The sequence below is a fragment of the Polaromonas sp. P1_G4 genome, from assembly GCF_056405475.1.
Genome location: NZ_JBFUCA010000249.1, coordinates 1 through 6105 on the forward strand (window position 1 = coordinate 1; position 6105 = coordinate 6105).

The 6105-nt window shown below is 63.6% G+C and carries 6 protein-coding genes; 4 read left to right on the forward strand and 2 right to left on the reverse strand.

The window, feature by feature from the left end:
- From AC1D1X_RS13390 to AC1D1X_RS13405, 4 genes are all read left to right on the forward strand, one after another.
- A partial coding sequence (locus AC1D1X_RS13390; protein WP_477698443.1) for an ATP-binding cassette domain-containing protein occupies positions 1-619 on the forward strand: 619 nt, incomplete at its 5' end.
- Positions 616-1599, forward strand: a complete 984-nt coding sequence (locus AC1D1X_RS13395) for an ABC transporter permease (protein ID WP_477698444.1) — start codon at positions 616-618, stop codon at positions 1597-1599. The genes AC1D1X_RS13390 and AC1D1X_RS13395, both read left to right, overlap by 4 nt.
- A complete protein-coding gene (locus AC1D1X_RS13400) occupies positions 1599-2585 on the forward strand; it encodes an ABC transporter permease (RefSeq protein ID WP_457282643.1) in 987 nt (328 codons plus the stop codon). Before AC1D1X_RS13395 ends, AC1D1X_RS13400 begins: the two co-directional genes overlap by 1 nt.
- Positions 2586-2587: 2 nt before the next feature.
- Complete coding sequence (locus AC1D1X_RS13405) at positions 2588-3535, forward strand: SMP-30/gluconolactonase/LRE family protein (protein ID WP_477698445.1); 948 nt, start codon at positions 2588-2590, stop codon at positions 3533-3535.
- 84 nt (positions 3536-3619) lie between these two features.
- On the opposite strand, the gene AC1D1X_RS13410 is transcribed toward AC1D1X_RS13405, so the two are convergent.
- Both AC1D1X_RS13410 and AC1D1X_RS13415 read right to left on the reverse strand, forming a co-directional pair.
- The gene (locus AC1D1X_RS13410; protein WP_477670183.1) at positions 3620-4597 is read right to left on the reverse strand and encodes an ABC transporter substrate-binding protein; all 978 of its coding nucleotides are present in this window, start codon (positions 4595-4597) and stop codon (positions 3620-3622) included.
- Between the two features lie 86 nt (positions 4598-4683).
- Positions 4684-5682 carry an NAD-dependent epimerase/dehydratase family protein gene (locus AC1D1X_RS13415; RefSeq protein ID WP_477670182.1) on the reverse strand — a complete coding sequence of 333 codons (999 nt, stop codon included), beginning with the start codon at positions 5680-5682 and terminating at the stop codon, positions 4684-4686.
- Positions 5683-6105 lie beyond the last annotated feature (423 nt).

Sequence of the window (6105 nt, forward strand, 5' to 3'; positions counted from 1 at the left end):
GCTTAAGGGTGTGCACGGCGAAATCGAGGTTTTTGGTCAACCGGTCACCAATCTGGCGCCACACATATGCAAGCAACCCGGACTGGGGATCGCCCTCATCCCGGAGGATCGCAAGACCGAAGGGTTGGTCTTGCCCATGAGTATCCGTGAGAATGCGAGCCTTGCCCAGCTGGAGGCRCTCACGCGCTACGGCTTGCTGAGCCCGGGGGGCGAGCAGGCGGCCGTGGCGCAGATGGTGGACAAGTTGCGCATCAAGATCGGTTCCGTGGAAGACCCGGTGCAGACCTTGTCCGGGGGCAACCAGCAGAAGGTGGTGATCGCCAAGTGGCTGATGACCCAGCCGCGCGTGCTCCTGCTGAACGATCCCACACGCGGCATCGATGTGGCCACCAAGCAGGAAATCTATGTCCTGCTGCGCCAGCTTGCTTCCCAGGGCGTGGCCATCCTGCTCTACTCCACCGACTACGAAGAACTGATCGGCCTGGCGGACCGCATCCTGATCATGTACGAAGGACGCATCGTGCGCACGCTTGTCGGGGAGGAGATCACCGAGCAGGCGATTGTGGCCTCATCCCTCAACGTATCCCTCGCTTCAACCGAACCGGAGGCCGTCACATGAACAGGGAAGAATGGCTGCGAGGGCTGCGCCGCAACAGTGGTCCGCTGAGTGCGCTGGTGGTGTTCATCCTGATGTTTTCGCTGTACCTGCTGGAGCATCCGCGCTCGATATCGGTCGGCATCGTCACCACGGCCTCGAACAAGGCGGCGCTGCTGGCCATCGTTGCGATGGCCCAGACCCTGCCTGTCATCACGCGCGGCCTGGACCTCTCCGTGGGGATGGTGATGGTGCTCACCAGTTGCCTGGCCTCCGTCGTGGTGAACGGTGCGCCTTGGCAAGTGGCACTCGGGGTGGTGCTGGTATTGGCCTCCGGGGCGGCGGCCGGTGYCCTGAATGGTGCAATCGTCGTATTCGGGCGCCTGCAGCCGATCATCGTCACGCTCGCCACGGGCGCAGTGTTCTTCGGCCTGGCCTTGCTGCTGCGTCCTGCGCCGGGCGGGGAGGTCAGCGAGGGCTTGTCAGACGCGCTGACCGGTCGTCTCTTCGGCACGATTCCCACAACGCTGGTGTTGCTGGCCGCGGTCATCGTGCTGGGCTGGATGCCCTTCAGGCGCACGGTCATCGGCCGCGCCTGTTATGCCGTGGGGTCGTCCGAGCAGGCGGCTTATCTTTCGGGCGTTCCGTCGCAGCGGGCCAAATTCATCGCGTACACCGCCGCGGGACTGCTTTCCGGGCTTGCCGGGTTGCTGCTGTCGCTGATCTCCCTGTCGGGCGAGGCCAGCTCGCCGCAGGCGGGCCTGTACACCCTCAATTCCATCGCGGCGGTCGTGATCGGCGGAACCTCGCTCTATGGGGGCGCAGGGGGCATGGTGGGATCGGTGTTGGGTGCCTTCGTGTTGCGCACCATTGGCGACCTGCTGTTCGTGTTCAATGCGCCTGCGCTTTGGCAGCCGCTGTTCGAAGGACTCATCCTCCTGGCGGCTGTATGCGTCGGCGCGCTGCACGTGCTTCGCCTGCGAAACCGCCTGGACCTGTTCTGATGACCAGCCTCTCCGTTGACACTCCGCGCTCCTCCGCCACCAGCAAGCGTGTGTTTCAGAGACTGCTGTTGAATCCGCCGGCCATGGTGGCCCTGTGTTCGCTGGCCCTTCTGCTGGCCGCCAGCGTCGTCAACAGCAACTTCCTGATGCCGGGCTACCTGCTGCTGCAACTGCAGATCGCCGCCTTCCTTGGCATCACAGCCGCCGGGCTCATGGCCGTCATCCTGTTGGGCCACATTGACCTGTCGGTGCCCTGGACCATCACCACCGGGGCAATGATGGCCGCCGCCGCGGGCGCCACCTATGGCGCCGGCTGGGCGATCCCCGCAGGCATCGCCTGCGGCGCGCTGATCGGCCTGGTCAATGGGTTGGGGGTGGCGATCCTGCGCATCCCTTCGATGATTTTCACGCTGGGCGCGAACGCTGTGCTGCAGGGCCTGATGGTCCTTTACTCGGGCGGGCATGCACCGGTGCACGGCGCTACCGAGCTGATGCGTGCACTGGGCGTCGGCAGGACGTTTGGCGTGCCCAATGCCGTGTGGACCTGGGTGGCCGTCTCATTGCTGTTCTACCTGGTGCTGACGCGCACTGCCATCGGCCGCTACGTGTACATCATCGGCAACACCGAGCGCGCCGCCTACCTGTCCGGCGTGCGCACCGGCAAAGTCATCGTGCTGTGCTTCGTGGCCTGCGGGGCTCTGGCAGCGCTCGCCGGCATACTGCTCGCCGGCTACTCGGCTAACGCCTACCAGGCCATGGGTGATCCCTACGTACTGCCCGCGATCGCCGCGGTCGTGCTGGGCGGCACCAACATCCTGGGCGGCCGCGGCAGCTACCTGGGCACTGTTGCAGGCGTAGTGTTCATCGTGCTGCTGCAAAGCGTGCTTGCGGTTCTGCAGATGCCCGAGGCGGGCCGCCAGATCATCTATGGCGCGCTGATCCTGTGCATGCTGCTGCTGTATGGCCGTTCGGCCAGGGTGAGGTGATCTTGGCTGACCGCTATGGCATCCGGGGCGATTTCCTGCTGCACGATGTGCGTTTTCGCGGACTGGTTCCGCCGAACGGGTTTGTAGAAAAGCTCTTCACCGGCACGCGTTGGGCAGAGGGCCCCGTGTATTTTCCGGCCGGCGACTTCCTGCTGTTCAGCGACATCCCCAACAACCGCGTCCTGCGGTGGGTGCCCGACGGCGCAGGCGAKGGCAACGTAGTAGAGTTTCGCAGGCCCTCCAACTTCGCCAACGGCCATACGCGTGATGGCGAAGGCCGCCTGATCAGCTGCGAGCATGGCACGCGCTGCGTCAGCCGCACCGAGCTCGATGGCCGGCGCATCGTGATCGCAAGCGCCTTTGAAGGCAAGCGGCTGAACTCGCCGAATGACGCCGTTGTCGCGCCCGATGGCGCCGTGTGGTTCTCCGACCCGACCTACGGGATCCTGTCCGATTACGAGGGTTATGCGGCCGAGCCCGAGTACGGTGGCCGCTACGTGTTCCGGGTCGACGCCGGTAGCGGGCGAGTGGAAGTTGCCGCCACGGACTTCGTGCAGCCCAATGGATTGGCGTTTTCTCCGGACGGCACCCTGCTGTATGTGGCGGATTCCGGGGCATCACATGATCCGCAGGGGCCGCGACACATTCGAGTGTTTGACGTGGCAGCCGGCGGCCGGCTGCGAGGCGGCGAAGTCTTCGCCACCGTGGATGCTGGGATACCGGACGGCCTTCGCGTGGACCTGCGCGGCAATGTGTGGACCAGCGCCGGAGACGGCGTGCATTGCTTCTCGCCGCAGGGCGAACTCCTTGGCCGGATCCTCGTTCCCGAGCCGGTGGCCAATGTAGAGTTCGGCGGGCCGCGAGGTAACCGCCTTTTCATCACGGCCACGACGTCGCTGTACGCCTGCTATCTCACGACGTCTGGTGTCTGGGCACACAGCCTGGTGTAGCTCACGGCATCGCGGCGACTCTGAGAATGATGAGCCACAGCTGGGCCCGCCGCCGTGGCTTGCAGCGGGGCCCGACTGTCAGTGTCAATACTTGCGGTTCGGGAATTCCTTGGCGGCTACTTCGGCCGGGAACACACCCTCGATCGACTTGATCCAGCGCGGCAGCGTTTGCCCCGAGGCGGCTTTGGCTGCCGCTTCCATCAGCTGGGGGCCAAGCAGGGGGTTGCACTCCACGCTGACATTCATCTTGCCGGCGATCATCGCCTCGAAGGCGCCCTTGACCGCATCCACGCCGATTACGAGGATATCCTTGCCCGGCTTCAGGCCTGCTTCCTCGATGGCCTGAATCGCGCCGATGGCCATGTCGTCGTTGTGTGCGTACAGCACGTTGACCTTCTTGCCTTCAGCCTTGAGRAAGGCTTCCATGACTTCCTTGCCCTTGGCGCGGGTGAAGTCGGCGGTCTGCGAGCGGATGATCTTGTAGCGAGGATTTGCTTTGAGCCCTTCCTCGAAGCCTTTCTTCCGTTCGATCGCGGGATCGGAGCCCACGGTGCCCTGCAATTCGACGATGTTCACGTCGCCGGTGGTGTTCTTGGTGTTATCAAGCAACCACTGCGCGGCGCGCCGGCCTTCCTCGACGAAGTCCGAACCCACGAAGGTGGTCCAGGTGGAGGGATCTTTCACCACCACACTGCGGCTTTCCAGAATGACGGGGATCTTGGCGGACTTGGCCTCCCGCAGCACGGTATCCCAGCCCGTCGTGACGAGCGGTGCGAGGATGATGACGTCCACCTTCTGGGCGATGAAGGACCGGATTGCCTTGATCTGGTTCTCCTGCTTCTGCTGTGCGTCTGAGAACTTCAGTTCATAGCCGGCCGCGCTGGCAGCGGCCTTGACGGAGTCCGTATTGGCTGTGCGCCACTCGCTTTCGGCGCCGGTCTGCGCGAAGCCGATCACCAGCTTCTTACCTTTCGCCTGGCTCCAGGCCGGTGTCGCCCAGGCGTATGCCAGGCCGGCGGCCGCCATGATGGCGGCAAAGCTGCGTCGTTTCATCGGGGTCATCTTGTGTCTCCTGTCTTCGTATCTGTTCGATCGGGTGCAGCACTCTTGCCTTACTGACCGCCCGGTGCTGTAGCGGGCGGCTGAACTCAGCCGGGATACCAGACCATGCGAGGATCGTCGGGTGCTCGTTGGTACGTCCACGCGGACTCGACCATCCGGGCCATGTCGAACTGGGGGTGCCAGCCCAGCAGGAACTTCGCCTTGGTGTTGTCCAGCCACGTGGAGCGGTAGGGTGTGCGGACTGGCACGAGCGGCAGGCCCCGCGTGCGTGCCAGGTATGTGCCAAGCTCGCCATAGTCGAGCGGCTCGTCCATGCACACGTTCATCAGTTGCTGCCGGGCGCGTGGTGCGTCCAGGGCCAGCAAGATGGCATCCACAAGATCGCACACATGGACGAAGTTGCGCTTCACTGGTTGACCATCCGGATCAAGCATCACCGGGACGGCGCCGCTGCGAACGTGGTCGCGCGCTTCGCTCTCTGTCACCAGGTCCCGCCAGCGCGGGCCTCCGAACACGTCGTCGCCGAAAGACAAAGTGAAGCGGAAATCGTCTTTCTCCATGATCCAGGGTGCACGCAGGCAGCAGCCGTTCAGGTCATACTGGACCTGGTACTGCTGGAGCATTACTTCTTCCAGTACTTTGGACAGGGCATAGCATCCAGGGTAGGCGGTATGCGGCTGGCTTTCTACCACCGGTACGGGGTGCGCGTAGTGGAAATGCCCGACAGCGGCGTCGCCGCCGACCAGCACGAATTGCCGGAAGGTGGTGCTTGTCCGGCAGCCCTCGAGCAACCAGAACATGCCCTTGACGGCGACATCCATCACCTCGTCCGGCGTTTCCTTGCTTGTGGCCAGGTGCAGCACGTGTGTCACGCTTTCGAGCGCGCGCTGCACGTCCGCGCGATCCTGAATGGAACCCCGCACGCACTCCAGGCGTTCGCGAGGCTGCAACACACGGTTGTGGCAGAGCGCCCGCACGCGGAAGCGATCAAGACTGGCGTCCTCCAGTACTCGCTGGATGAACGCGCGGCCCACTTTGCCGGTGGCACCCGTGACGAGAAGGAGTCCGGAGGAAGGTGGTTGCATTCGGGCCCTCTGAATGGCGCGGATGATAGCAAGCCGGCCCTGCTTTGGCGATCATGTTTTGGGCTTGATCCATACACGAATTCATATGGGTTGCAACCTATATCGATTCCGGAGTTGTCCTCCTGGCTGTGCGCTTCAGAGGAGAAAAGACTTTGCTGCAAACGACATGGCGAAGCCGGCAGGAAAGAAAGTGGACTTGGCCCCGGGCGCGAGCCTTCACCGATTAGAGAGGGTGGCGGCTCTCTACGACGCCGGCGCCGTCCCTGTTTCTCGCCGGGTCACTGCGTTCGGGCGCTTGCACCGAGTGAAAACCACTTGCCGGGGAGGTGCCGGTTATTTCTGATCCATCGTTGCTTCTCTGTGGGCTTCGCGGGTCTGCGGTGTTGATTGGTCAGGCCAATATTGACACATATGTAATATTGG